The sequence below is a fragment of the Aequorivita sp. 609 genome (genome assembly GCF_014212065.1).
Classification (GTDB): Bacteria; Bacteroidota; Bacteroidia; order Flavobacteriales; family Flavobacteriaceae; genus Aequorivita; species Aequorivita sinensis.
In genome coordinates this window covers 224,045-250,022 of record NZ_JACJVM010000006.1, presented here as the reverse complement: position 1 = coordinate 250,022, position 25,978 = coordinate 224,045, and the positions used below count along the sequence as shown (strand labels likewise).

Annotated in this window: 19 protein-coding genes; 14 read left to right on the top strand and 5 right to left on the bottom strand. The window is 35.5% G+C overall.

Translation table 11 applies throughout. The features are described 5' to 3' along the window. The first annotated feature begins 24 nt into the window (after positions 1-24). Positions 25-1,671: a DUF6029 family protein gene (locus H4O20_RS04505; RefSeq protein WP_185098418.1), complete on the top strand. Its 1,647-nt coding sequence runs from the start codon at positions 25-27 to the stop codon at positions 1,669-1,671. Positions 1,672-2,118: 447 nt separating this feature from the next. On the opposite strand, the gene H4O20_RS04500 is transcribed toward H4O20_RS04505, so the two are convergent. Beyond that, complete coding sequence (locus H4O20_RS04500) at positions 2,119-2,856, bottom strand: T9SS type A sorting domain-containing protein (RefSeq protein ID WP_185098417.1); 738 nt, start codon at positions 2,854-2,856, stop codon at positions 2,119-2,121. Between the two features lie 283 nt (positions 2,857-3,139). Here H4O20_RS04500 and H4O20_RS04495 point away from each other — a divergent pair, with 283 nt between their 5' ends. Next, on the top strand, positions 3,140-4,804 hold the full coding sequence (locus H4O20_RS04495; RefSeq protein WP_185098416.1) for an Omp28-related outer membrane protein: 1,665 nt from the start codon (positions 3,140-3,142) through the stop codon (positions 4,802-4,804). 106 nt (positions 4,805-4,910) lie between these two features. Further along, a complete protein-coding gene (locus tag H4O20_RS04490; RefSeq protein WP_139855796.1) occupies positions 4,911-5,468 on the top strand; it encodes an NUDIX hydrolase in 558 nt (185 codons plus the stop codon). Between the two features lie 65 nt (positions 5,469-5,533). Here H4O20_RS04490 and rsmG read toward each other — a convergent pair whose 3' ends face one another. Continuing rightward, the gene (gene rsmG / locus H4O20_RS04485) at positions 5,534-6,163 is read right to left on the bottom strand and encodes a 16S rRNA (guanine(527)-N(7))-methyltransferase RsmG (protein WP_185098415.1); all 630 of its coding nucleotides are present in this window, start codon (positions 6,161-6,163) and stop codon (positions 5,534-5,536) included. 125 nt (positions 6,164-6,288) lie between these two features. On the opposite strand from rsmG, the gene H4O20_RS04480 reads away from it, so the two are divergent. The 4 genes from H4O20_RS04480 to purT all read left to right on the top strand — a co-directional run bounded on the left by H4O20_RS04480 (position 6,289) and on the right by purT (position 12,881). Beyond that, positions 6,289-7,392, top strand: a complete 1,104-nt coding sequence (locus H4O20_RS04480; RefSeq protein ID WP_139855794.1) for an acyl-CoA desaturase — start codon at positions 6,289-6,291, stop codon at positions 7,390-7,392. Positions 7,393-7,397: 5 nt separating this feature from the next. Next, positions 7,398-8,585 carry a pyridoxal phosphate-dependent aminotransferase gene (locus H4O20_RS04475; protein WP_185098414.1) on the top strand — a complete coding sequence of 396 codons (1,188 nt, stop codon included), beginning with the start codon at positions 7,398-7,400 and terminating at the stop codon, positions 8,583-8,585. Positions 8,586-8,703: 118 nt separating this feature from the next. Beyond that, the gene (locus H4O20_RS04470; protein WP_185098413.1) at positions 8,704-11,625 is read left to right on the top strand and encodes a GEVED domain-containing protein; all 2,922 of its coding nucleotides are present in this window, start codon (positions 8,704-8,706) and stop codon (positions 11,623-11,625) included. A gap of 95 nt (positions 11,626-11,720) precedes the next feature. Further along, the gene (gene purT, locus H4O20_RS04465) at positions 11,721-12,881 is read left to right on the top strand and encodes a formate-dependent phosphoribosylglycinamide formyltransferase (RefSeq protein WP_185098412.1); all 1,161 of its coding nucleotides are present in this window, start codon (positions 11,721-11,723) and stop codon (positions 12,879-12,881) included. 191 nt (positions 12,882-13,072) lie between these two features. On the opposite strand, the gene H4O20_RS04460 is transcribed toward purT, so the two are convergent. Together H4O20_RS04460 and trkA are read right to left on the bottom strand one after the other, a co-directional pair. Continuing rightward, a complete protein-coding gene (locus H4O20_RS04460) occupies positions 13,073-14,578 on the bottom strand; it encodes a TrkH family potassium uptake protein (RefSeq protein WP_139855790.1) in 1,506 nt (501 codons plus the stop codon). Next, positions 14,578-15,927 (bottom strand): Trk system potassium transporter TrkA, encoded by a 1,350-nt coding sequence (trkA, locus tag H4O20_RS04455; protein WP_139855789.1) that lies wholly within the window; start codon positions 15,925-15,927, stop codon positions 14,578-14,580. Before trkA ends, H4O20_RS04460 begins: the two co-directional genes overlap by 1 nt. Before the next feature lie 163 nt (positions 15,928-16,090). Between trkA and ubiE the strand changes: the two genes are divergently transcribed. Continuing rightward, positions 16,091-16,822: a bifunctional demethylmenaquinone methyltransferase/2-methoxy-6-polyprenyl-1,4-benzoquinol methylase UbiE gene (gene ubiE / locus H4O20_RS04450; protein WP_139855788.1), complete on the top strand. Its 732-nt coding sequence runs from the start codon at positions 16,091-16,093 to the stop codon at positions 16,820-16,822. Between the two features lie 2 nt (positions 16,823-16,824). After that, entirely contained in the window at positions 16,825-17,535 is a 711-nt protein-coding gene (locus H4O20_RS04445; protein WP_139855787.1) for a porin family protein, read from the top strand. Here H4O20_RS04445 and H4O20_RS04440 read toward each other — a convergent pair. Next, on the bottom strand, positions 17,522-18,250 hold the full coding sequence (locus H4O20_RS04440) for an RNA methyltransferase (RefSeq protein ID WP_185098411.1): 729 nt from the start codon (positions 18,248-18,250) through the stop codon (positions 17,522-17,524). The genes H4O20_RS04445 and H4O20_RS04440 overlap by 14 nt on opposite strands. 36 nt (positions 18,251-18,286) lie before the next feature. Here H4O20_RS04440 and H4O20_RS04435 point away from each other — a divergent pair, with 36 nt between their 5' ends. The 5 genes from H4O20_RS04435 to H4O20_RS04415 all read left to right on the top strand — a co-directional run bounded on the left by H4O20_RS04435 (position 18,287) and on the right by H4O20_RS04415 (position 25,867). Further along, a complete protein-coding gene (locus H4O20_RS04435; protein WP_185098410.1) occupies positions 18,287-20,884 on the top strand; it encodes a BamA/TamA family outer membrane protein in 2,598 nt (865 codons plus the stop codon). A 94-nt stretch (positions 20,885-20,978) separates the two neighbouring features. Next, positions 20,979-22,046, top strand: a complete 1,068-nt coding sequence (fbaA, locus tag H4O20_RS04430) for a class II fructose-bisphosphate aldolase (protein ID WP_139855784.1) — start codon at positions 20,979-20,981, stop codon at positions 22,044-22,046. Positions 22,047-22,159: 113 nt separating this feature from the next. Beyond that, complete coding sequence (gene accD, locus H4O20_RS04425; protein ID WP_139855783.1) at positions 22,160-23,026, top strand: acetyl-CoA carboxylase, carboxyltransferase subunit beta; 867 nt, start codon at positions 22,160-22,162, stop codon at positions 23,024-23,026. A 121-nt stretch (positions 23,027-23,147) separates the two neighbouring features. After that, positions 23,148-23,417 (top strand): 30S ribosomal protein S15, encoded by a 270-nt coding sequence (gene rpsO, locus H4O20_RS04420; RefSeq protein WP_139855782.1) that lies wholly within the window; start codon positions 23,148-23,150, stop codon positions 23,415-23,417. A gap of 206 nt (positions 23,418-23,623) precedes the next feature. Beyond that, the gene (locus H4O20_RS04415) at positions 23,624-25,867 is read left to right on the top strand and encodes a polyribonucleotide nucleotidyltransferase (protein ID WP_139855781.1); all 2,244 of its coding nucleotides are present in this window, start codon (positions 23,624-23,626) and stop codon (positions 25,865-25,867) included. Positions 25,868-25,978 lie beyond the last annotated feature (111 nt).

Below are 25,978 nucleotides of genomic sequence, written 5' to 3'. Positions count from 1 at the left end.
ACATTACAAACCCAACAAATAATTATGAAAAAACTTATTTTAGGCGCCTTTCTTTTAGTGGGAGCAATTGGCTTTTCACAAGAAAATGGCTACTTTTTTGGTGGACTTGAATCGAATTCTCAATGGCTTTTAGACGATGAAGATTTTGGTTATTTTGCCCCAAAAGAACAGTTTCGTTCTAACAATTACCTTCAATTAAACTATTCATTAGGAAAATTTACTGCTGGAGTACAATACGAATCGTATTTACCAAAGGCTCTAGAAGGCTATTCTCCTACTTGGGATAATCAAAACGGAATTGGAACTTATTACTTAAATTTTAGAAATGAAACCCTAGATATTACTGCTGGTTATTTCTACGAACAATTTGGTAGTGGATTACTGTTACGTACTTGGGAAGACAGACAACTAGGAATAAACAATGCCTTGAAAGGTGTTCGTGTTAAGTTTAGTCCAACTGCAACTTTCAATATGACGGGAGTTTACGGTCAGACTCGTAATGGTTTTGATGTTTCTGAAGGAGTAATCCAAGGACTTGATGCAAATCTAGATTTAAGTGCATTAATGAATATTGATGCAGTAGATTTAAAATTTGGCGCTAGTTACGTTGGTAGATATCAAGACAATGGTGCAAACGATACAATTCCAGCAAGTGTTAATGCTTATGGAGGAAGACTTGACTTTGTAGCTGGTAAATTTTACGGTGGAGTTGAAGCAAATACAAAGGATCCAGACGTACTTATAAATGAAACTATAGTAACATCACCTCAATTGTTTGACGGAACTGCTTTATTAGTAAACTTAGGGTACGCACAAAAAGGACTTGGTATAAATACTACTTTTAGAAGGCTAGAAAACTTTGCATTCTATTCAGACAGATACGCTGAAGGAAACCAATACAACGAGCAAATTATAAACTACGTTCCAGCAATTACAAAGCAGCACGATTATTTGCTTTCCAACATATATGTTTACAACTCTCAACCAAGACTGTTGTTTACTACAAACGAGCAAAGAGCTGGAGAAGTAGGTACTCAAGTTGACGTTTACTACTCTTTCGACAAAGAAAGCACCTTAGGTAAAGTAGGAACTAAACTAGCTGGTAACTTTTCATACTGGGCAGGACTTGATACCGAATTCAATAAAACAGATCAAAACTACGATGTTAAGTTTATTGGTAAAGGTGATAGATACTTCAGAGATTTGAATATTGAAATAAAAAACCGTTGGAGCTCAAAATGGAGCACTGTTGCATCTTTCCAAGATGTTATAATAGACAAGAGTGTTTCTAAAGGAGGAATTCTAGGTCAGCAAGGAGACATCCGCGCTCAGATTGCCGTTATTGAAGGAACTAGACGCTTTACAGGTGCTAAAGCTTTACGTATGGAGTTACAACATCTTTGGACTGCAGACGATGATAAAAACTGGGCAGCTGGAGTTCTTGAATACAACTTCAACTCATCTTTAGGTGTGTATGTAGCAGATTCTTGGAATTATGGAGGCCCAAATAACGACCACTTTTACAATATTGGAGGTAGTTATTCAAAAGGACGTGCTCGTTTCGGACTTAACTATGGTCGCCAAAGAGGTGGTTTAATTTGTGTAGGAGGTGTTTGTCGCGAAGTTCCTGAAAGTTCAGGAGTAACAGCAAACCTTGTAGTTACATTCTAAACTACTTATTTATATGTTTATAAAGGTCGTTCAAAACAATTTGAACGACCTTTATTTTTGGAATAAACTGAGGTTAGGACTTTCTATTTAACCTATAAGTATTTAGTAACAATGAATTATTTTCCAGATCTCATATATTGAGAAGTATTACTTGACTTTTTTAAAAAGCAAGGAAATGATGTTTAAGCATTTACCTTAATTGAAACACTTATTAGGTAATTAAATTAAGTTGAATTTCGAGATACATACGAAGCCTTAACAAAATTCAACGACGAGATGTTGCTAAATGAAGCCATGCTGAAACCAGTAAATCATTCAGACTTACACGTTTAACTTCATGAAATAGAAATCATTATTTGAAGAGAAACTTATTTAAGAGGTATGTAAAAACAAAAAAGACTATTCCGATTAAGAATAGTCTTTTAAGAAAGCTATAAAGAATAAACCTTACTGCTTTAGTATTTTAGTAGTTTGTACAGAACCAGCCTTGTTGGTTATTTGTAAAACATAAGCCTGTGAAGCTAAGTTTGAAACATTCATTGTATGACGTCCAGCATCAAAAGATGCTTGTTTCACAACTTTCCCCAAAACATTATACATAGTTAATTGAACAGGCTCAGCAATTTCCATAACAATTTCATTAGAAACTATTGTAGACTGAACAGCAAATTTAACTTTTCTTAATTCGTTAACTCCTAATGTCGGGTTGTAACGGTATGAAAAAATTAAAGGTTCATTAATTTCGTTTGTTCCTGCAGCATCAGAATATTGACGGAATGCAAATTTAAATTCAACATTGTCAGTTCCATTACCCGCATCGTTATTCCATAGGTGATTTCCAAGACCAGTAGTTTCTCCAACTCCAATTAGATATGCTGGGTCTGTAGCAGGAGGAACAGTCTCTCCTATTACTAAATCGTTATAACATAATCCGTAACACAATTGCTCAAATGTACCAGTTACAGAGTTTTGTTTTTCAATAACCTCAATTCGAGTATATATTTCTTCTGATGGATTATCATTGGTTACAAAAAACTCAAACTCGGCATCTACGTAGTCAATAGAACCATACTCGATAACATCTCCATTATTCAATTCATTTCCAGCTCTGTCTTTTACAGTAAACTGTGCATTAGCAACAGTAAAACATCCTATGGTCGCTAATAAAAGTAATTTGATTTTCATTAATTTAAAATTTTAAGGTTAAAAGGAATTATAATCTAACAAAAGTAACGATTTTAATTATATATAAAGTCCTGAATATTAAAAACATTTGAATTTTTAACACTTGTTAAAATCACTTTAAACACTAAAAATCAAATACTTATGTAAGAACAAACGTTTTATTTGTTTATTTATTAAAATTGTTTAATTGTGTAAAAATTTTAATCTTTTATTAACATTGTTTCAATGAAAATGGTAAATTTGTAGGTATTAAATCTTTTAAAACTCCTAAAAAACTAAAATCATGTTTAAAAAACTATCTCTTTCCTTAGTTTTTACAGTATTTGCATTTGGCTCGTACGCGCAAACTATTGTATCAACTTCCCCTCAAGACAAAAATGTTGTCTTAGAAGAATTCACAGGAATTTATTGTCAATTTTGTCCAGACGGACATTCACGTGCTCAAGCTATTAAAGATGCTAATCCCGACAGAGTCTCGTTAATAAACATCCACACTGGTGGTTTTGCGAATCCTTCAGGTAATGCCCCTGATTTCCGAACAAATTACGGTGCTGCCATTGCTGCACAAACTGGTTTAACTGGATATCCATCTGGAACGGTTAACCGTCACGTATTTTCTGGAAATAACACTATACTTGATAGAACACAATGGGCAGGTAGAGCTAACCAAATTTTAGGAACTGCTTCAAATGTAAACGTAGCTGCCGAAGCAAATATAAATGTGCAAACCAATGAGCTAACAGTTCACGTAGAAGCTTATTATACCAGTAGCAGTGTTGAATCTACAAACAAATTGAATGTGGCTGTATTACAAGATAACACCAAAGGACCTCAAAGTGGTGGAGGTCAAGGCAGCAATTACAACCATATGCATCGTTTGGTTGATCTAATTACCGGACAGTGGGGTGAAGACATTACGAATACTACAGCCGGAAGCTTTATCGATCGTACTTTCACTTATACTATACCGGCAGACTATAGAGATGTTCCTACAGATCTTGCTGATATGAAAGTAGTTGTATTTATTACAGAAACTACTCAAGAAATACCTACTGGTGTTACAAGTTTACCTACATATACAGGTCTAACAAATAATAATGATGCTGCGATAGCAGAAATTCCTGAAATAGAACCTACTTGTGATACTGAATTATCAGCCAATGTAGTAATCAAAAATTTAGGCGCAGACCCAATTACTTCGCTACCTATTACATACACAATTAATGGTGAAGCGCACACATTTACATGGACTGGCAACTTATTATCGCTTAGATCGGAGACGGTTTCTTTACCAGCAGTAACCTATACGTTAAATAGCACAAACACACTGGAGGTTACTATCCCTAACGACGACGATAACTCTAACAACTCACAATCTACCACTTTTGACCAAGCAGCTGAAGGTACTGGAACAGTAAACTTAGAAATTCGTACCGATGCATATGGATCTGAGTGCCGTTGGAACCTTAGAGATAGCAATGGAAACATTATCGAAAATGGAGGACCTTACCCTAACAACACTACAGTAAACCTTACATTTAATTTGGACGAAGACTGCTATCTATTTACTGGGATAGACACTTGGGGAGACGGTGGAACAAGATTCACTTTAACTGATAGTGAAGGAACCCAACTGTTTTACGCAGTAGGTAATTGGGGGGCTGAAACCACAGGACAGTTTGGTAGTAACGGTGTATTAGGTACTAACGAATTTAGCACTGAAAACATTGCTCTTTATCCTAACCCAGCAAGTACAGTTCTTAACCTTAAGAATGCTGAAAATGCAAATATCGAAGTTTATGATATTTTAGGAAAATTAATTCTAACTCAAAATAACATTGATGTAGACGCTCAAATAAATGTTGCTAATCTACAAGCTGGAACCTATTTTATTAAAATCTCTAAAGATAACTCGGTTACAACTAAGAAGTTTTTAGTTACTAAATAGTTTTGGAAGTACATATTTTGAAAACCCCGATTCGTTCGGGGTTTTTTTATACCTTAACCCTACCTCAGGTATACTGTATGAATATGCAATTTAAATCATTAAAAAAATGAAATATACTATCAAAGGAGAAAAAACAATATTTGATGACCACTATAAAATAACCGAGGGAAACATAACCCACGACACTTTCAAAGGAAGTGAAATAACAGTTAGACGTTTAGCATTTGAAAGAGGTGACTCTGTGGCAATACTTTTATATGAAAAGGAATCGCAAAGCTTACTCCTAACCAATCAATTTAGATATCCTACTTGCAAACACCACAACGGATGGCTGCTCGAAATTCCGGCTGGATCTCTAGAAAAAGATGAAAATCCTAAAGATTGTATTATCAGAGAAGTACTAGAAGAAATTGGATATAAAATTGAAAACCCAAAACTAATAAATACATTCTACACGTCACCCGGGGCTAGCACCGAACGTATATTTTTATATTTTGCAGAGGTTTCAGTTCAAGACAAAATTTCACAAGGAGGTGGAGTTGAAACAGAAAATGAGGATATTCAACTTGTCAAGTTACCCATAGCTGATATTCATTCGAAAATCACAGAATTTAAGGATGCAAAAACCATCCTTGCACTGCAATGGTTTCTTACAAATATTTAAACGTAATGTGGCTTTGTAGGGCTACCAACTAATTTGAATTAATATTCTACCCAAAGCAACTTTGCTTATCCTTTATATTTAAGCGGTAAATACACCACACTTTTCGTTTCAAAGAACTCTTCTTCAAAGTAATTTTCTAAAGGATAAATTTCAGCATTTTTATACACTTTTAATTCCTCTGTTAAATCACCTCCTTTTAGATAAAGAATCCCATTTTTGCGATCGTGTAAACTCTTTTTGGCGATTTTTCCGTTTACCCAATGTACAAATGTTTCCATTTGAGCTACGGCACGACTTACAATAAAATCGTAATTTTCTGAAATAGTTTCAACTCTTGCATTTGTAGTCTTTACATTTTCTAATTGCAAACCTTCTACTACTTCATCTACTACTTTTATTTTTTTTCCGATGCTATCTACCAGGTGAAATTGAACATCTGGATATAAAATAGCTAGAGGAATACCTGGAAAACCTCCTCCTGTACCAACATCTAAAACTTTAGATCCTGGCAAAAAAGTTTGAATTTTTGCAATTCCAAGTGAATGCAAAACATGTCTTAAGTATAGTTCGTCTATATCCTTTCGAGATACTACATTTATCTTTAAATTCCAGTCTTGGTAGAGTTTTTGTAACTGACTAAACTGTTCCTTCTGAATATCAGTAAGTTGCGGGAAATATTTTAAAATTAGCTCCATATTTGTAAATAAGTCGCAAAAGTAGGTTATCTTAACTAAAATTGTGAATTTCGACAACTAGATTTCCATAAAAGATGTCTATTTTTGTTGAATCTACAAATTAAATTACCCTTGTTAACTATTACATGAATCAAAAAAACTTAAACTTTTCAAGAAAGGATAGCGCCAAATTCTTTAGAACACTAAATAAACGAGTAAACGATTATTTCAAAGAAAACGAAATTGATAAATCAGGAAACTGGAAACTTCACCTGAAAACAATTATTATGTTTTCACTTTATCTTACCCCTTATTTTTTATTACTTACACTAAACTTCCCTGGATGGGCTCAATTATTACTCACCATTATTATGGGAGTAGGAATGGCTGGCGTGGGAATGAACGTTATGCACGATGCTAATCACGGGTCGTATTCATCCAAAAAATGGATAAATAAGGTTATGGGCAGCAGTATGTATATTCTTGCAGGAAACGTCTATAACTGGCAAGTACAACACAACGTGCTTCACCATACTTACACAAACATTCACGGTCACGATGAAGATTTAGAAGCAGGACGTATTCTTAGATTTTCAGAACACTCTAAATGGAAACGTTTCCATAAATATCAACACTGGTATAGCGTATTACTTTATGGTTTACTAACCTTTAACTGGGTACTAACTACAGATTTTTTTCAAACTAAAAGGTATTTAGCTAGAAAACTATCCTACGGCAAATTCCCTAGTCCGGTAAAACAATGGAGTATTTTAGTAATCACTAAAATTATTTACGTATCCTTATGGATAATAATTCCAATTTTATTCTTCAACATTGTATGGTGGAAAATACTAATAGGCTTCTTTATAATGCACTACGTTGCTGGATTGATCTTAAGTATTGTTTTTCAACTTGCTCACGTGGTTGAGGACACCGAAGTCTTCCTTCCAGACGAAAGCGGTACTATGAAAAATACATGGGCTATTCACCAGTTATTTACTACAGTGAATTTCTCTACAAACAATCCTATTGTAAATTGGTATACTGGCGGATTAAACCACCAAGTAGAACATCATATTTTTCCAAACATCAGTCATATTCACTACAAGAAAATTTCTGAAATTGTAAAAAGCACCACAAAAGAATTCAATTTACCTTATAAAGAATATAAAACTACCAGAGAGGCAATAGCTGCCCATTTTAGACATTTAAGAGAAATGGGGCAAAAACCTGCTACTCTAACTGCTTAATTATTATGGACAAAAGACTTTCAAATCGCGTAAATGCGATGGCAACCTCAGCTACGTTAGCAATGGCAGCCAAAACTAGAGAACTTAAAGACCAAGGAGAAGACATTATTGGGTTAAGTCTTGGTGAGCCTGACTTTACAGTTCCAGATTACATCAAGGATGCTGCAATTCAAGCCATTAAAGACGATTATTATTCATATACTCCTGTAGATGGTTATGGTGAGCTTAAAAACGCTATAATTCACAAATTTAAACGAGATAATAATATTGAATATAAACCTTCTCAAATAGTAGTATCTACAGGTGCCAAGCAATCTTTAGCAAACTTAACTATGGTCCTTTTAAATGAAGGGGATGAAGTTTTACTTCCAGCACCCTATTGGGTGAGTTATGCAGACCAATGCAAAGTTGCTGGAGGAGTTCCAATAGAAATTCCAACTACAATAGAAACCGATTTTAAAGTTACAGCAGAAGCACTAGAAGCTGCTATTACTCCAAAGACTAAAATGATTATTTACAGTTCACCTTGCAACCCAAGTGGTTCGGTTTACAGTAAAGATGAACTCAGAAAATTAGCTGATGTGTTGGTGAAATACCCTCATGTAATAGTAATTAGCGATGAAATTTACGAGCACATTAATTTTAGTGGAGGTCATGCTTCTATGGCTGAATTTGAAGACATGTACGATCGTACCGTAGTTGTTAACGGGGTTTCAAAAGCCTTTTCCATGACGGGTTGGCGTATTGGTTATATAGGCGGGCCAGAGTGGATTGCAAGAGCTTGCAACAAAATGCAAGGTCAAGTTACTAGTGGAGCAAATGCTATTGCTCAGAGAGCCGCAATTACAGCCTTAGAGAATCCACCTAGTAAAATTAAATTTATGGTGGATGCTTTTAAGAAAAGAAGAGAACTTATACTAGAATTACTCTCCGAAATTGATGGTTTTAAGATTAATAAACCAGAGGGTGCCTTTTATGTTTTCCCAGATATTTCTTATTTCTTTGGAAAAACACTTCGTGGAAAAAATATTAATTCCGCTTCAGATTTATCACTTTATTTATTAGAAGAAGCCAAGGTAGCCACTGTTACCGGCGAGGCTTTTGGAGACCCTAATTGTATTAGACTTTCTTATGCTGCTTCAGAAAGCGACATTAAAGAAGCCATTTTAAGAATCAAAGAGGCCCTTTCTTAATAATATTTTTCAAAGAGTAATATTTTAATAACAGGATTAGTTAAAAACAACTAATCCTGTTTTGTTTTTATAAATTCTCTGTAATTTAGGCACTTTAAAATCCAAAAAACTAACTTTAATGAAATCAAAATTTACATTATTTCTAATTCTTTTTGCTTTAGTGTTTGGCGCTCAAGCACAGGATAGAACCAAAGCCACCTATGTAGGTACAGTAGGAAATGTAGTGCACGTTCCTTCAATTGCCTCCCAAGCCGCACAGAACGAATTACCTCCTGCACGAGTTAAAAAATCTGTAATGCAAGATGGAAGAGCATCGCGAAACTTAATTGTACCTGGAAAAGACCCTCAAATTGAAGATGATTTCTTTGTAAGAAACCCTCATAAATTAACACAAGCCCTAAAGGGACGTACCCCTTCGCTAGTATTTGATGCTGCTTCATCAAACTCACAACCTACCGATCCTGCCGTTGGTGTTGGCCCTAACCACGTGTTTGTTGTTTTTAATACTGGCTTCAGAATATTCGATAAAAGTGGAAACCCTTTAACTGGACAATTAAGCCCTAATCCAACTATTTTTCCTAATGGTGGATGTTGCGACTTAACTGTTTCTTATGACAATGCAGCTGATAGATTTGTAATTACATTTCTTGGGAATGGTGCTCAAATAGCAGTATCGGATGGGCCAGACCCAGTAAATGACGGATGGTATGTTTATAATATTGCTCAAATTAACGACTATCAAAAACTTTCAATCTGGAGTGACGGATATTATATGACGGATAACACTAGTGCAACCAATAAGGTATATGCTATGGAGCGTTCAAAAATGCTTAATGGAGATGCTTCAGCTAAAATTATTGGATTTCCACTTCCTGGAATTGTAAGAAATGGCTTTTACAGTCCGCAAGCCTTAAACGTAACCAGCAATAACCTTCCTGCTCCTGGGGCGGCTCCTATTGTTTATCTTCAAGACGATGCTTGGTCTGGTGTTTCACAAGATCATGTAAAATTATGGACTATTGATGTTGATTGGGCAACTCCTGCCAATTCCACAATTACATCGCCAATTGAACTAATCACGACTCCATTTATATCAGTTTTTGACGGCGGAAGTTTTTCTAATCTATCTCAACCTGGTGGTGGCGCTGCAATTGATGCACTTCAGGCAACTATTATGAATCAGGCCCAATTCAGGAAATTTAACACTCACAACTCTGCGGTATTTAATTTTGTTGTTGATACGGATGCAACTGGTGGTGAACTTGCGGGAATCCGTTGGTTCGAACTGCGTCAAGATGGCGATGGACAACCATGGAGTATTTACCAAGAGGGCACACATACTTCCCCTGATGGAAAACACGCTTGGCATGGAAGTATGATGATGGATTTACAAGGTAATATTGCTATGGGATATACTGCAATGGCTGGTCCGAATACGCCAGACCCTACTTCGAAAAGAGTAAGTTCATATTATACAGGGCGTTTTGCAAATGATCCGCTAAACACCATGACTATCAGTGAAGAATTAATTGCAGCTGGAAATCAAAATATTCCTGGATTGCGATATGGAGACTACAGTAAAATTGATATCGACCCTGTAAACGATAAGGAGTTTTGGTATATAAACGAATATATGAACAACGGTAGAAAAGACGTTGTAGGTGTTTTTCAAATTGCTCCTAACTTCAATAAAGATGTTGGGGTAGTAAGCATAGACAGTCCTGAATCTGGAACACTTTCAAATAGTGAAACTGTTAAGATTACTATTTTCAACTATGGAGAAGACAGCGCTTCCAACTTCCCAGTAACTTTTCAGGTTGACGATGGCACGGTAGTTACTGAAACATTTTCAGGAACAATTCCTTCTGCAACAACAGCTGAATACACGTTTACAGCGACTGCAAATTTAGGAACAGTTGGCACAACCTACTCTATTACAGCTGCAACAAATATGGCTGGTGATGAAAATACAGACAACGATTCGCTTACAAAATCTGTCACCTTCTTAGAGCCGAATGACATTGGGGTGAGTGACATCTCCTCGCCTACCTCTGGTACACAACTAAGTGACTCAGAAGAAATAACTGTTACAATTACAAATTTTGGAGGTGAAACACAATCAAATTTTGATGTTTCATTTAATCTAGAAGGATCAATTGTTACTGAAACTGTTGCAGGACCGTTAGAAGGGAATTCAGAGATCACATATACCTTTACCCAAACAGGCGATTTTTCATCTTTTGGAAGTTACGATTTAAGCGCATACACATCGCTACCTAATGATAGTGATACTTCTAATGATGCGATAGCCGTAGTAATTACTAATCAGAATTGTACTCCAACAATGAACTGTAATTCAGGAGATGGTTTACGATTGTTTAATTTAACTACCATTGACAACCCATCAGAATGTGAAGGATATGCTGACTTTACCGATCAAATTGGGGTTATGGATCCGGATACTACTTACGACCTTACCTTAAAAACCAACTATGGTAATCAGTATGTTCGTGTATGGGTTGATTTTAACGACGATTTTGTGTTTTCACAAGATGAAATTGTTGTAAATAATGTAATTATTGGCCAAGGCCAAACAACGGGTACTTTTACATTAACAACTCCATTTGTAGTTCCTGCAGATGCTGCTATAGGACAACATTTAATGCGTGCTAAAACGAACTGGAATGCTCCTGTTCCTAATGATGCCTGTGAAGAAACAACCTTTGGAGAAACAGAAGATTACAGCGTTCAAATAGGAGAATTAGGAGTTGGAGATTCAATATTTAATGAGAGCGGACTTACTGTTTTATCTTTAGATAACAATGTGTTCGATATTAAAGTGGAAACTCAAGATTACTCAAAAGATCTTCAATTGTCTGTTTATAATATTTTAGGGCAAAGACTACTATTTAGAAAACTTGAAAATGAAGGAGGGACCTATAGTTATACACTAGATATGGGTTATGTAGCAAAAGGAGTTTACCTAATCCGTGTTGGTAATCGAGATACCGGAAGAGTACAACGTATAATTGTGAAATAATTATTTTTTACAATTAACATTAAAGCCCAAAGCATAAAATTTGCTTTGGGTTTTTTTATGAAATCTATTGCTGTATTTTTACCAAAAATCGATAAATGGCCAAAATTTTATTATTAGGAAGCGGAGAATTAGGCAAAGAATTCACCATTGCCGCCAAGAGAATCGGACAAACAGTTATAGCTGTTGATAGTTATAAAAATGCACCTGCAGCCCAACTCGCAGATTTTGCCGAAGTTATAAATATGCTAGACGGTAAGGCCCTTGATGCTTTAGTTGAAAAATACAAACCAGACTATATAGTTCCTGAAATTGAAGCCATCCGTACGGAGCGTTTTTATGAATATGAAAAGCAAGGTTATACAGTTATTCCTTCAGCGAAGGCAGCTAATTTCACTATGAACCGCAAAGCCATTCGTGATTTAGCTGCAAAAGAATTAGGATTAAAAACCGCAGCTTATCGATACGCAACCTCAGCCGAAAGTCTTAAAAAAGCAGTTTCGGAAATTGGGATGCCATGCGTGGTAAAACCATTAATGTCTTCTAGCGGAAAAGGTCAAAGCACCATTAAAACCGAAGCAGATATTGAAAACGCTTGGACCTTTTCACAAGAGGGTTCCCGTGGTGATGTGGCTGAAGTTATAGTTGAAGCTTTTATAGATTTTAATTATGAAATTACATTACTTACCGTAACACAACGCAACGGAGAAACACTTTTCTGCCCACCCATAGGCCACCGTCAAGAACGTGGCGATTATATGGAAAGTTGGCAACCCGCCCCAATGAAAAGTGATGTTTTAAAGGAAGCACAACAAATGGCTGAAAAAGTTACTACTGCCCTAACCGGTTGTGGCATTTGGGGAGTAGAATTCTTTGTGGCTGATGACGGCGTTTATTTTTCTGAACTTTCTCCAAGACCACACGATACCGGCATGGTAACCCTTGCAAAAACACAAAATTTCAACGAATTTGAATTACACTTAAGAGCCGTACTTGGACTTCCAATTCCAGAAATAACTCAAGAACGCATTGGCTGTAGTGCAGTAGTTTTAGCTTCAGAAAATTCAGATAATCCAATTTACAGCGGACTTGAAAAAGTAGCTGCATCACCTAATACAGATTTTAGAATTTTTGGAAAACCAACTTCCCGCCCGTATCGAAGAATGGGCGTTGTTTTAACCTATGATAATGTAGGTGGAAACATATCAGAAGTAACTGAAAAAGCTAAAAATTTGGCAAAACAAGTAAAAGTGAAATAAAAATAAATCTTGAGCTTCCTTAGTAAATTCCAAAATCAACTATCGATTAAAGCTTCATTTTTTATAAAAACTGAAGAGGAGAGTTAGACCTACAAGGTTATAAAAACCCTCAGAATAATGAAGTGGGTATAATTAATTATTATCCTCAAATCCTGAATCCTGGATTTGGAATTTGGAATTTCAAATTCCAATTATCGATTTCTCCAGAAAAATGGAGTTAATAAGATAAGTACTGTAAACAGCTCCAATCTTCCTATTAACATCAAGAAGCTAGACCACCATTTTGCAGCATCGGGCAAATGCCCATAGTTGTCAACTGGACCTAGACTACCAAGTGCGGGTCCTATATTTCCAAGTGTTGAAGCAGCTGCACCTATGGCTGTTTTAAAATCTAAGCCCACCCATGAGAAGACTAATGTTCCAACTATAAATGAAAGCATATAGAGTATAAAAAAGCCCAATATATTAAATACAATAGGTTGCTGTACAGCTTTTTGGTTGTATCTCACAGGCAAAATTGCATGTGGATGAAGTGTTCTTTTAAATTCTAACACACCGTTTTTTATCATTATTAGATGACGCATAATTTTTATTCCTCCTGAAGTAGAACCTGCACATCCTCCTAAAAACATCATTCCAAAGAAAAATATAGTTAAAAATGGTGTCCATGCGGTGTAGTCTGCACTTATAAAGCCTGTAGTTGTTATTACCGTAAGCACCTGGAACAATGCGTGGCGAACTGCGCTTTCAAATGGTCCCCAAACCATTGGATGAACAACACTAGAAAGTGACATATCTGCTTCAAAATAAATCAATAAAGCTGCTAGTAACGTAAACCCTAATACAATCGCGGCGTACATTTTAAACTCTTCATCTTGAAATATTTTCTGAAACTTTCTCTTGAAAGCAAAATAGCTTAGAACGAAGTTACTACCGGCCAAGAACATAAAAAATATAATAATGTATTGCACCAAAGGGTTGTCGTTCCAGTAAGCAACACTATTGTTTTTGGTAGAAAACCCACCCGTACTCAATGTCGATAACGAATGGTTTATAGCATCGAAAAAACTCATCCCAGCCAACTTAAGAAGAATTGTTTCTGCTATGGTATATCCCACATAAATAAGCCAAAGTCGTTTTGCAGTATCGGTAATTCGAGGGTGAAGTTTATCACCTCCAGGTCCCGGAGCTTCAGCCGCAAAAAGCTGCATCCCCCCTATTCCTAATAAAGGGAGAATAGCTATTGCCAAAACGATTATTCCCATACCTCCTATCCAATGTGTAATACTTCGCCAAAAAAGCACACCCTTAGGTACCGCTTCAATATCAGATAAAATAGATGCTCCCGTAGTTGTAAAACCACTCATAGTTTCAAAAAAAGCATCGGTAAAATTTGGGATTGCTGCCGTAAAAAGATAAGGTAGTGTTCCTATAAGCGCCATAAAAACCCAACCAAAGGTTACAATAATATACCCTTCTCGCTTTTGAATTTCTTTTCTATGATTTTTAGTTAAAACCATAACCACCCCTCCAAGCCCAAGCGCTACAGACCCAGAATAAATCATTTGGGCTAAAACACCATCACTATAATACCAACTAACTATTGCAGATAGAAGCATAAATCCGCCATTCACGACGAACAACAGACCCATTAAATGCGCTATAATCTTAAAGTTTAGCTTGGTGAGGGAGTTCATTACACAAATAGTTTTTCAACCTTACTTATAGATTGTGGAAGACAACATACTACCACTCTGTCTCCTTGTTTAATTTGGAAATCTCCTAAGGCAATAATCCCTACTCCGTCTCTAACTACACCCCCAATAATTGCAGAATCAGGAAAATGAAGATCTTTTATTTTTTTGTTACATACTTTAGAATGCGACGACACCATAAACTCTAACAACTCTGCATTCATATTATTCAACTTAGTCATAGCCACAACTTCTCCTTTTCTTACATAACGGAAAATATTATTGGCAGCCAATAGCTTCTTGTTAATAAGGGTATCTATTCCTATGGAATGCGATAATTGAAAATAGTCCATGTTTTCTACAAGCGCTATCGTTTTCTTAACTCCTTTCGATTTCGCTACTAAACAAGACATAATATTGGTTTCACTGTTCCCTGTTACAGCAATGAAAGCATCCATGTCTTCAAGAGATTCTTCTAAAAGCAAATCTACATTTCTACCATCTCCATTTATAACCAAACAACTAGGTATTTCATCTGCAATTTCGAAAGCTTTCTCTCTACTGCTTTCAATTAATTTCACTTTAAACTTTGCCTTGCATAAATCTTTGGCTGTTTTGTAACCAATTTTACTACCACCAAGAATCATCACATTTTTAATGTCTTGTTTACTCTTACCAGAAAGTTTAAAGATTTGTTCATTTCCTTTTTTTACAGTGGTGAAATAAACTTGATCACCTTGTTTAAACTGAGTATCACCCCTAGGTATAATTGTATATTGTGTCCCAAATCGTTGAAGCGCAATAGGCACATATTTTAAATCTGGATAAATTTTAGCGACTTCTTTAACTGTTTTCCCAACGAATGCAGAAGCTCCTGATAGGCTTAAACCAATCATGGTTAGTTCGCCTTCTTCAAATTCGTAACTTTCATTAAATGCACTTTGATTTAAAAGAAGTTCAATTTCATCGGAAGCTAGCGATTCTGGAGAAATAAGCTCATCAATTCCAAACTTAGAAAAACCTACGTCGTCCTTTTTCTCAATAAATTCGGTGTTAGAAATACGGGCAATAGTTCGTTTGGCACCTAATTCTTTAGCTAAAACACAAAGTGTAATATTGGTAGTTTCACTTGAAGTAACCCCAATAACTAAATCTGTTTCGGCTACTCTACTATCTTGTAATACTGATATTGAGGTTGCGTCTCCTCTTACTACACGTATATCCAAATGTGTATCAGCATTTGCTAATGATTCGCGATCGGTATCTATTAAGGTTATATCTTGCGATTCAAACGAAAGAAGTTTAGCAAGATGAAACCCTACCTCTCCCGCACCAGCGATAATAATTTTCATGAAAATTTTGTTTTAGCGAATGAAATAAGTGGATGCAAAGATATGTATTTATGATATTGATATTGAATATTAGCGCATTAAAGTATATATTTTTACTTCCTGAAACTTTAACAAAGGTAGTATCATCTGTCCAAAAAATATGTAGTTTTGTAGGCGTACAATTATGAAGAAAAAAATAACTCCCTACAAAGATTCGCAAGACGGTAAAAAGAAACAAGTTGAACAGATGTTCGACAACATTTCTGAGAATTATGACGGTTTAAACCGTGTAATTTCACTTGGCTCTGATATTAAGTGGCGAAAAAAGGTTATTAAAATGGTTGGTGACACAAAGCCAAACTCCATTTTAGATATTGCTACTGGAACAGGAGATCTTGCAATTCAGTTTGCTGAAAGCACAAATGCTGAAAAAATTGTCGGTTTAGACCTTTCAGAAGGAATGCTTTCAATTGCAAAGAAAAAAGTTTCTGGAAAACCAATTTCTCAAAAAATTGAATTTATTCAAGGTGATTCTGAAGCGCTACCTTTTGAAGACAACACCTTTGACGCAATTACAGTTTCTTTTGGTATTAGAAATTTTGAAAATCTTGAAGTAGGGCTTTCAGAAATACTTCGTGTGCTAAAAAGCAATGGTATTTTTGTAGTTTTAGAAACTTCTGTACCCTCAAAATTCCCTTTTAAACAAGGTTACAACTTATATTCTAAAAACATTTTACCGCTTATCGGAAAGGTGTTTTCTAAAGATAAAGTTGCCTATAAATATTTAAGTGAAAGCGCTTCCACATTTCCACATGGTGAAAAGCTCAACAATATTTTAGGAGAAATCGGGTTTAAGAATGTGGAAAACCATCCCCAAACTTTTGGTGTAGCTACCATTTATAAAGCAACAAAATAAGTATGAAAAAAATATTTTTTGTAATTGCCATTTTATTTTGTGTAACCAGCAGCTCTGCACAAGGAGGCCTTTTTAGTAAGGAACGCTTAGAAAATTTACAAAATTTTGATAAAAGATTTCTTACTTACGGTTATTTTTTAGGCTTTAATAGCTACGACTTTAAATTTGATTATAAACAACATCTTGGCAACGACACAGATGTATTGGTACAACGCTCCGCAGGTTTTAATGTTGGTCTTGTAGGGGATATGAAAATTATTGAAAATATTCACCTGCGTTTAGAACCTGGATTATATTTTACACAACGCGATTTAGAGTTTCGAAGTATAACAGGGGCTCAAGACTCTCTGCGTGAAGTTAAATCTACTTATATACACGTGCCGCTTTTAGTAAAGTTTTCTACCAATAAATTAAATAATTTTAGACCTTTTGTGGTTGGTGGAGTTTCGGCTTCCTTAAACCTTTCTAGCAATCAGGATAATCCCGAAGATAATGAACAAGGGAAATTCAGAATGATGAAAGGAACTTATTATTATGAGTTAGGCTTTGGTATAGACTTCTATTTGTATTACTTTAAATTCACGCCTTCAATTCGAGGAGTATTTGCGTTAAATGATGAATTAGTAAGAGATGACGACCCAAATAGCCCATGGACTGGAAATATTGATAAATTATCCTCAAGGGCAATATTTATTAACTTTACTTTTCAGTAGCGCTTCTAAATTCACTTAAAAAAATAGCCGTCGCTGTGGCAACATTTAAGCTTTCCGCTCTTTGGGTTTCTCCAAAACGTGGAATAGTTAACTTTTGATTCAGCATATTCTTTATCTCTTCTGATATTCCATTTGCTTCATTACCCATTACAATCACAGCATCTTTGGGCAACTTTTCAGAATAAATATTGTTTCCATCCATACAAGCACCGTAAGTTTTCTGTGTTGTATTATTCAAGAATTCTGGAAGTGATGTATAATGCACAGCTACCCTAGCCAAGGACCCCATTGTAGCTTGTACTACTTTAGGATTATAACAATCTACAGTATCTTTAGAACACACCAATTGTTGAACCCCAAACCAATCGCACAAACGTATAATTGTCCCAAGATTCCCAGGGTCACGAACAGCGTCTAAGACTACCGTTAATCCTGTATTTTTGATAGATTCATTTTTTGGAATTTTAAAAACTGCAACAGAAGTATTCGCTGTTTTTAAAAAACTTAATTTCTTCAGCGCTTTTTCATCTACAAGCAAGTGATTTTTGTCAACAATTTCTGATTGGTCTACGGTAAATAACCATTGAAGCTCTACGCCTTCATTAATTAATTCTGCAATAACTTTAGGCCCTTCTGCCACAAAAAAATTAGTTTGATCTCTATACTTTTTCTGTTGAAGACTTGTTATTAATTTTGTTTGACTTTTGCTAACCAAAATATAGTATTTTTGAAGTTGACTAAACGAGCACTTTTGACGCACTATCTTGCAAAAATATCATTATTTATAGTATTTATAAGCTTATTATATTCTTGTAATGCTGTAAAACAAGTACCAGATGGAGAATTTCTACTAACAGAGAACACTATATTGGTAGATAGCACTAAAATTAAAGACGCTGGGGTTTATAGCCAATTAGCGCAAAAGCCCAATCCTACCATTCCCTTAATAGGTGTTCCTTTAGGTTTACACATCTACAACTTAGCAGATCCACAGCCAGATTCTACATATTTAAAGTGGCTTCATAAAAATCCAAAAAGAGAAGAAAGGCTTATCCGATTTTTATCAAAAAAACAAGTTGACCAGATAGACAGTAGCTATGTTAGCTTCAACAAATGGCTTCAGAAATTAGGCGATGCTCCAGTAATTATTAGAGAAAATAAAACTGAAAAATCTTTAGAGCGATTAGAACGATGGTATGCAAGTCTTGGCTACTTTAACAATGAGGTAAATTTTAAAATCGAGCCTGACAAAAAAAGAGCAAAAAGAGCTTCATTAGTTTTCAATATTAATAGACAGAAACCCTATATTATTGGAGACACAATTATTGAAAAAATAAGTTCTCCAGTAGTAGATTCCCTTTTTCAAAGGACAAAAAATAATTCATTTATTAAGGCAGGAAGACAATACTCTGCTGCCGATTTTGTGAATGAAAGAGATAGACTTACAGTGCTTCTAAGGAACTCTGGTCTTTATCATTTTGAACAAGATTACGTAAGGTTTGAAGCCGACACTGTAAATACAGATCACAAAGCTAACATCACTTATTTAATTGCCGATAGAAAAATAACCGATGCCGATAGTTCCAGAACGGTTCCATTTAAAGTTCATAAAATTAATGAAGTTCACATTGTTACAGACTACAGTTATGCCAATCGGAACAAAATCTATAGTGATTCTATAAGTTATAATGGATATAAGCTATACAGTTATGGTAAAATGCGTTACAGACCGAAAGCAATCACAGATGCTGTTTCTATTACACCAGGTAAGATATTTAAAGATATAGACAGGTCGCTTACCTACAATCAGCTTAGCGATTTAAAAATTTTCAAATACCCCAACATAAACTATACCCCTGTTCCGAATGACACTACAGGCACCTTGCTTAACACCTCTATTTTATTAAGCCCTCGTGACAATAAGACCTTGGGAGTAGATTTTGATGCTTTTTTATCTACTATTCAACAATACGGGATTGGATTTAGTGGAAATATGACATTTAGAAATATTTTTAGAGGAGCAGAAATACTTCAAATTTCAGGTAAAGGAAGTTTAGGATCTTCGAAAGATGCTGCGGATAATTCAAGTAGCTTTTTTAATATTTCAGAATTTGGTGGGGATGCAAAACTGACTTTCCCGCGTATTATTTTACCATTTAACACCCAAAAGCTAATTCCAAAATATATGCTTCCAACCACAACTTTAAGTTTTGGTGCAAGTGCACAAAACAATATTGGCTTGGATCGACAGTCTTTTAACAGCTTTTACAATTACAGTTGGAAGCCTTCAAAAATCCTCAACTATCAAGTTGACGTACTTAATGTTCAATATGTGAAAAACCTCAATATTGGAAATTACTTCAATGTATACAAAAACAGTTTTGAACAACTCAATGACATAGCACAACAAACAGAATTTGCTTACCCAGGAATTATCAACCCCGAATATTATTCAATCAACAACAATAACGAACTAGTACTTGAAATTCCAAGTGGTGCAAATGGCTTTATTAGAGATGTATTAAATGGAGACATCACTCCTGTTTCAGACCAAGGAGAAGCATATCAGTTAGTTGATAATATTGATGAAAGAAAAGCAAGGCTTACCGAGAACAACTTGATTTTCGCTTCCAATATTACCCGTACAAGAGACACACGTGAAAACATTCAAGACAATAGTTTTTCACGTACAAGATTTAAACTTGAAAGTGCTGGGAATATTCTTTCTAGTGTTGCGAGCTTAATTGGCGCAAAAAAGAACGATCGAGGAAACTACGAAGTCCTTAACGTGCAATATTCTCAATACATTAAAGGTGAAGCTGAGTATATTAAACACTGGGAGCTAGACGACAATAATATTCTAGCTGTAAGAGCATTTGGCGGAATTGCTATTCCGTATGGTAATAGTAATAGTATTCCATTTACGCGAAGCTATTTTGCAGGTGGTGCAAATGACAATCGCGGATGGCGAGCATATGACTTAGGTCCGGGAAGCAGCGGCAGTAAAGATGAGTTTAACGAGGCTAACTTTAAAATAGCTTTAAACGCAGAATATAGGTTTACAATTATCGGTGCCGTAAAAGGTGCATTATTTGTGGATTCTGGAAATATCTGGAATGTTTACGACAATATACAAGATGAAGAAGCCAAATTTAACGGGTTTAAAGATTTAAAAGAGCTTGCTGTTGCTTCAGGAATAGGGCTTAGATACGATTTTGGTTTCTTCGTTATCAGATTGGATGTAGGCTTTAAAACCCATAACCCTGCACGTCCTGTAGGCGAACGTTGGTTTAAAGATTACAACTTCTCAAAAGCTGTTTACAACATAGGTATTAACTACCCCTTCTAAACCATATAAATTTGTTATTTTTGTCTGCTAATTGAGTTATCAGTTTATAGTTTCAAATAGAAGAATTTTCGATTAACATATTATCTCAAAAATTATGAGTCACGGAATTAAGCCAGGTGTTGCCACCGGAAAAGAAGTTCAAAAAATACATAAATACGCAAAAGAAAAAGGTTTTGCTATGCCTGCGGTAAACGTTGTAGGTTCAGATAGCGTTAATGCTGTAATGGAAACCGCTGCTGGATTAAATTCTCCTGTAATTATTCAATTTTCAAACGGGGGAGCTCAATTCAATGCAGGAAAAGGGCTTTCTAATGAAAATGAAAAAGCAGCAATTGCTGGTGCTATAGCTGGAGCAAAACACGTTCACGAACTTGCAGAGCTTTATGGCGCAACAGTGATTCTTCATACAGACCACTGTGCTAAAAAATTACTTCCATGGATAGATGGACTACTAGATGCTGGTGAAAAGTTTTACAAAGAAACTGGTAAACCACTATACAGCTCACATATGATCGATCTTTCTGAAGAACCTATCGAGGAGAACATCGAGATTTGTAAGCGCTATTTAGAGCGTATGAGCAAAATAGGAATGACCTTAGAAATTGAATTAGGTATTACAGGTGGTGAAGAAGATGGTGTAGATAATACAGATGTAGATTCTTCAAAACTTTACACACAACCAGACGAAGTAGCATATGCTTACGAAGAGCTTTCAAAAATAAGCGATCAATTCACAATTGCTGCAGCTTTTGGTAATGTTCACGGTGTATACAAGCCAGGAAATGTTAAGCTAACGCCTATCATCCTGAAAAATTCTCAAGAGTACGTTCAGAAAAAATTCAATACAGGTTACAACCCTATCGATTTTGTTTTTCATGGCGGAAGTGGATCTTCATTAGAAGAAATTCGCGAAGCAATAAGCTATGGAGTTGTAAAAATGAATATCGATACTGATATGCAATTCGCATTTACTGAAGGTGTGAGAGAGTATTTTGTAAAAAACCTAGATTATTTAAAAACACAAATAGGAAACCCAGAAGGTGATGACCTTCCAAATAAGAAATATTACGATCCAAGAAAATGGCTTCGCGAAGGCGAATTAACATTTAAGAAAAGATTAGAACAAGCTTTTGAAGATTTAAATAACGTAAACACGTTATAATATAATTCTCGTAACGATAGATTACAATATGCACTAAGCCATATTATCCAAATTTATTATTACTGAATTTAAAATCAACATAGTGAAACTTCAACCAATAACAACAGATGAAAATGCCTTGGTTTAAAAGAACGAAAAAAGGGATACAAACCCCAACTGAAGAGAAAAAAGACGTCCCTAAAGGGCTGTGGTACAAATCGCCTACAGGTAAAATTGTGGATAGCGAAGAGCTTGAAAGAAACTTTTATGTAAGTCCTGAAGACGGTTACCACGTACGAATAGGAAGTAAAGAGTATTTTCAAATTTTATTTGACGATAATAAGTTTAAAGAATTAGACAAAAACCTTACTTCTAAAGACCCTCTTAAGTTTGAGGATAAAAAGAAATACACAGACAGGCTAAAAGAAGCAGAAGAAAAAACAGGATTAAAAGATGCTGTTCGTTGCGCTGTTGGGAAATCGATGGGCGAAGATTTAGTTGTTGCTTGTATGGATTTTAGCTTTATTGGAGGTTCTATGGGTAGCGTTGTTGGTGAAAAAATTGCACGTGCTGCAGATTATTCTCTAAAGAAAAAAATACCACTAATGATTATTTCAAAAAGTGGTGGAGCTAGAATGATGGAAGCTGCGCTTTCGTTGATGCAACTTGCTAAAACAAGTGTAAAGCTTGCACAATTAAGTGATGCTGGTATTCCTTACATTTCTTTAGCTACAGACCCAACTACAGGAGGAACAACAGCTTCTTTTGCAATGTTGGGTGACATCAACATTAGTGAACCAGGTGCATTAATTGGTTTTGCTGGACCACGTGTTGTGAGAGATACTACAGGTAAAGAACTACCTGAAGGGTTCCAAACATCTGAATTTGTATTAGAGCACGGGTTTTTAGATTTTATCACACATCGTAAAGATTTAAAGCGAAAAGTTAACCTTTACCTAGACTTGGTTTCAAACAGACCAGTACGTAAAGAAACTGCATAAGTTTTAATAAGTAGTTATTATTCTAAAAAATAATATAGTAACTCAATAAGTTTTACTATTTTTGCAGCCTTGATTATCAAAATGGTAGTCAATACATAAAAATCATTTTAACAATATTGGCATGTATTTATCACAAGAAGCTAAAGAAAAAATTTTTGAAAAACACGGTAAATCAAAGAAAGATACTGGTTCTGCAGAGGGACAGATCGCTTTGTTTACTTACCGTATCGAGCATTTAACAAAACACCTTAAAAACAACCAAAAGGACTTCAACACTGAGCGTTCATTGGTAATGTTAGTAGGAAAAAGAAGATCTCTTTTAGATTATTTAATGAAAAAAGACATTCTTCGTTACCGTGCTATTATAAAAGAATTAGGATTACGTAAGTAATTATAAGAGGGGCGTTTTACGCCCCTTTATTTTTTATTCCAAATTTGATTTGGGGTTTTATTAGAGAAATCGATAATTTATAAAGAAGGCTACCCCCTTAGTTTTTCATTGGTCAAACCACAACAACACAACAACACTTAGCTTGAAAAACAAGCTCAGACCAAAAATTAACTGCACATATCTTTATGTGCAAAAATGAAAAACAAATGATACCTAAAGTATTTAAAGAGGTCATTGACCTTGGTGATGGAAGACAAATCACCCTTGAAACTGGAAAGTTAGCTAAACAAGCTCACGGTTCTGTAGTTGTACAATCTGGAAAATGTATGTTATTATGTACAGTAGTTTCTAACTACGACTACAAAGACTTAGATTTCCTACCACTTACAGTAGATTACCGCGAAAAGTATGCTGCTTCTGGTCGTTACCCAGGAGGTTTCTTTAAAAGAGAAGCAAGACCAAGTGATGGAGAAGTGTTAACAATGCGTCTAGTAGACCGAGTTTTACGTCCACTTTTCCCAAAAGATTACCACGCTGAAACACAAGTAATGATTCAGTTAATGAGTCACGACGACGATGTTATGCCAGATGCAATGGCAGGATTAGCAGCTTCTGCTGCAATTCAGCTATCTGATTTTCCTTTCGAATGCCCTATTTCAGAAGCACGTGTAGGAAGAATCAACGGTGAATTTATCATCAACCCAACAAGAGCACAATTACTAGAGTCTGACATCGATATGATGATTGGAGCTTCTGCTGATAGTGTAATGATGGTTGAAGGTGAAATGGACGAGATTTCTGAAGAAGAAATGACTGAAGCAATTAAGTTTGCACACGAACACATTAAAGTTCAATGTGCTGCACAAGTGAGACTTGCTGAAGCTTTTGGAAAGAAGGAAACACGTGAATACCCTGCAGAAAGAGAAGACGCAGACCTTGAAAAGAAGGTTTACGATATGGCATACGATAAAGTTTATGCTATTGCACAAGCTGGTTCTGCTAAACACGAAAGAACAACTGCTTTTGCTGAAATAAAAGAATCTATTAAAGCTACTTTTACTGAAGAAGAGTTAGAAGACTTTGGAGATCTTGTTTCAAGATATTATTACAAAGCTGAAAAAGCTGCAGTTAGAGATTTAACGCTAAACGAAGGTTTACGTTTAGATGGGCGTAAAACAAACGAAATTCGCCCTATTTGGTGTGAAGTTGATTACCTGCCATCTGTACACGGTTCTTCTATTTTTACTCGTGGAGAAACTCAAGCACTGGCAACAGTGACTTTAGGAACTTCAAGAGAAGCAAACCAAATAGACATGCCTTCATTTGAAGGTGAAGAAAAATTCTACCTACATTACAACTTCCCTCCTTTTAGTACTGGAGAAGCTAGACCAATTCGTGGTACATCTCGTCGTGAGATTGGACATGGTAACCTAGCGCAACGTGCACTTAAAGGAATGGTGCCTAGCGATTGTCCTTACACTGTACGTGTAGTTTCAGAAGTATTAGAATCTAACGGTTCTTCTTCTATGGCAACTGTTTGTGCTGGAACAATGGCAATGATGGATGCAGGAATCCAAATGATAAAACCAGTATCTGGTATTGCAATGGGATTAATCTCTGATGGTGATAGTGGTAAATACGCTGTACTTTCTGATATTCTAGGCGATGAAGATCACTTAGGTGATATGGACTTTAAAGTTACTGGAACGGCAGACGGTATTACTGCTTGCCAAATGGACATTAAAGTAAAAGGGCTAAGCTATGAGATTCTTGTAAATGCTTTAAAACAAGCAAGAGAAGGAAGACTTCATATTCTTGAAAAATTGACTGAGACTATTGCAGAGCCACGTGAAGATGTTAAGTCTTACGCTCCTAAAATGGTAACTGTTAGAATTCCTAATGAGTACATTGGTGCTTTAATTGGACCTGGAGGAAAAGTTATTCAAGAACTTCAAAAAGAAACAGGTTGTACAATTGTTATTAATGAAGATCCAGAAACTGAAGAAGGAATTGTAGAAATTCTAGGAACAGGTCAGGAAGGTATTGATGCTGTTTTAGCTAAAATAAAGTCTATAACATTTAAACCTGAAATGAATAGTGTTTACGAAGTTAAAGTAATTAAAATGCTTGACTTTGGTGCTGTTGTAGAATATTTAGAAGCTCCAGGAAATGAATCTTTATTACACGTTAGTGAACTAGCTTGGGAACGCACAGAAAACGTATCCGATGTTGTAAACATGGGAGATGTATTTGATGTAAAATACTTAGGTTTCGACCCAAGAACTAAAAAAGACAAAATTTCTAGAAAAGCTTTATTACCAAAACCAGAAGGCTACAAAGAGCGTGCTCCACGTGAAGACAGCCGAAATGGTGGACGTGACAATCGCGGACGCGATAACCGCGGACGTGATAATCGCGATAACCGTGATAGAGATAGAAAGAGAGATTAAATTTTAGTTGTGAGATTATTTTAACTCATAACCATAAACTTAAAAAAACGCCTTCAGAAATGAAGGCGTTTTTTGTTTTTATGCCATAATTTCATAAAAAGCTAAAAGTGT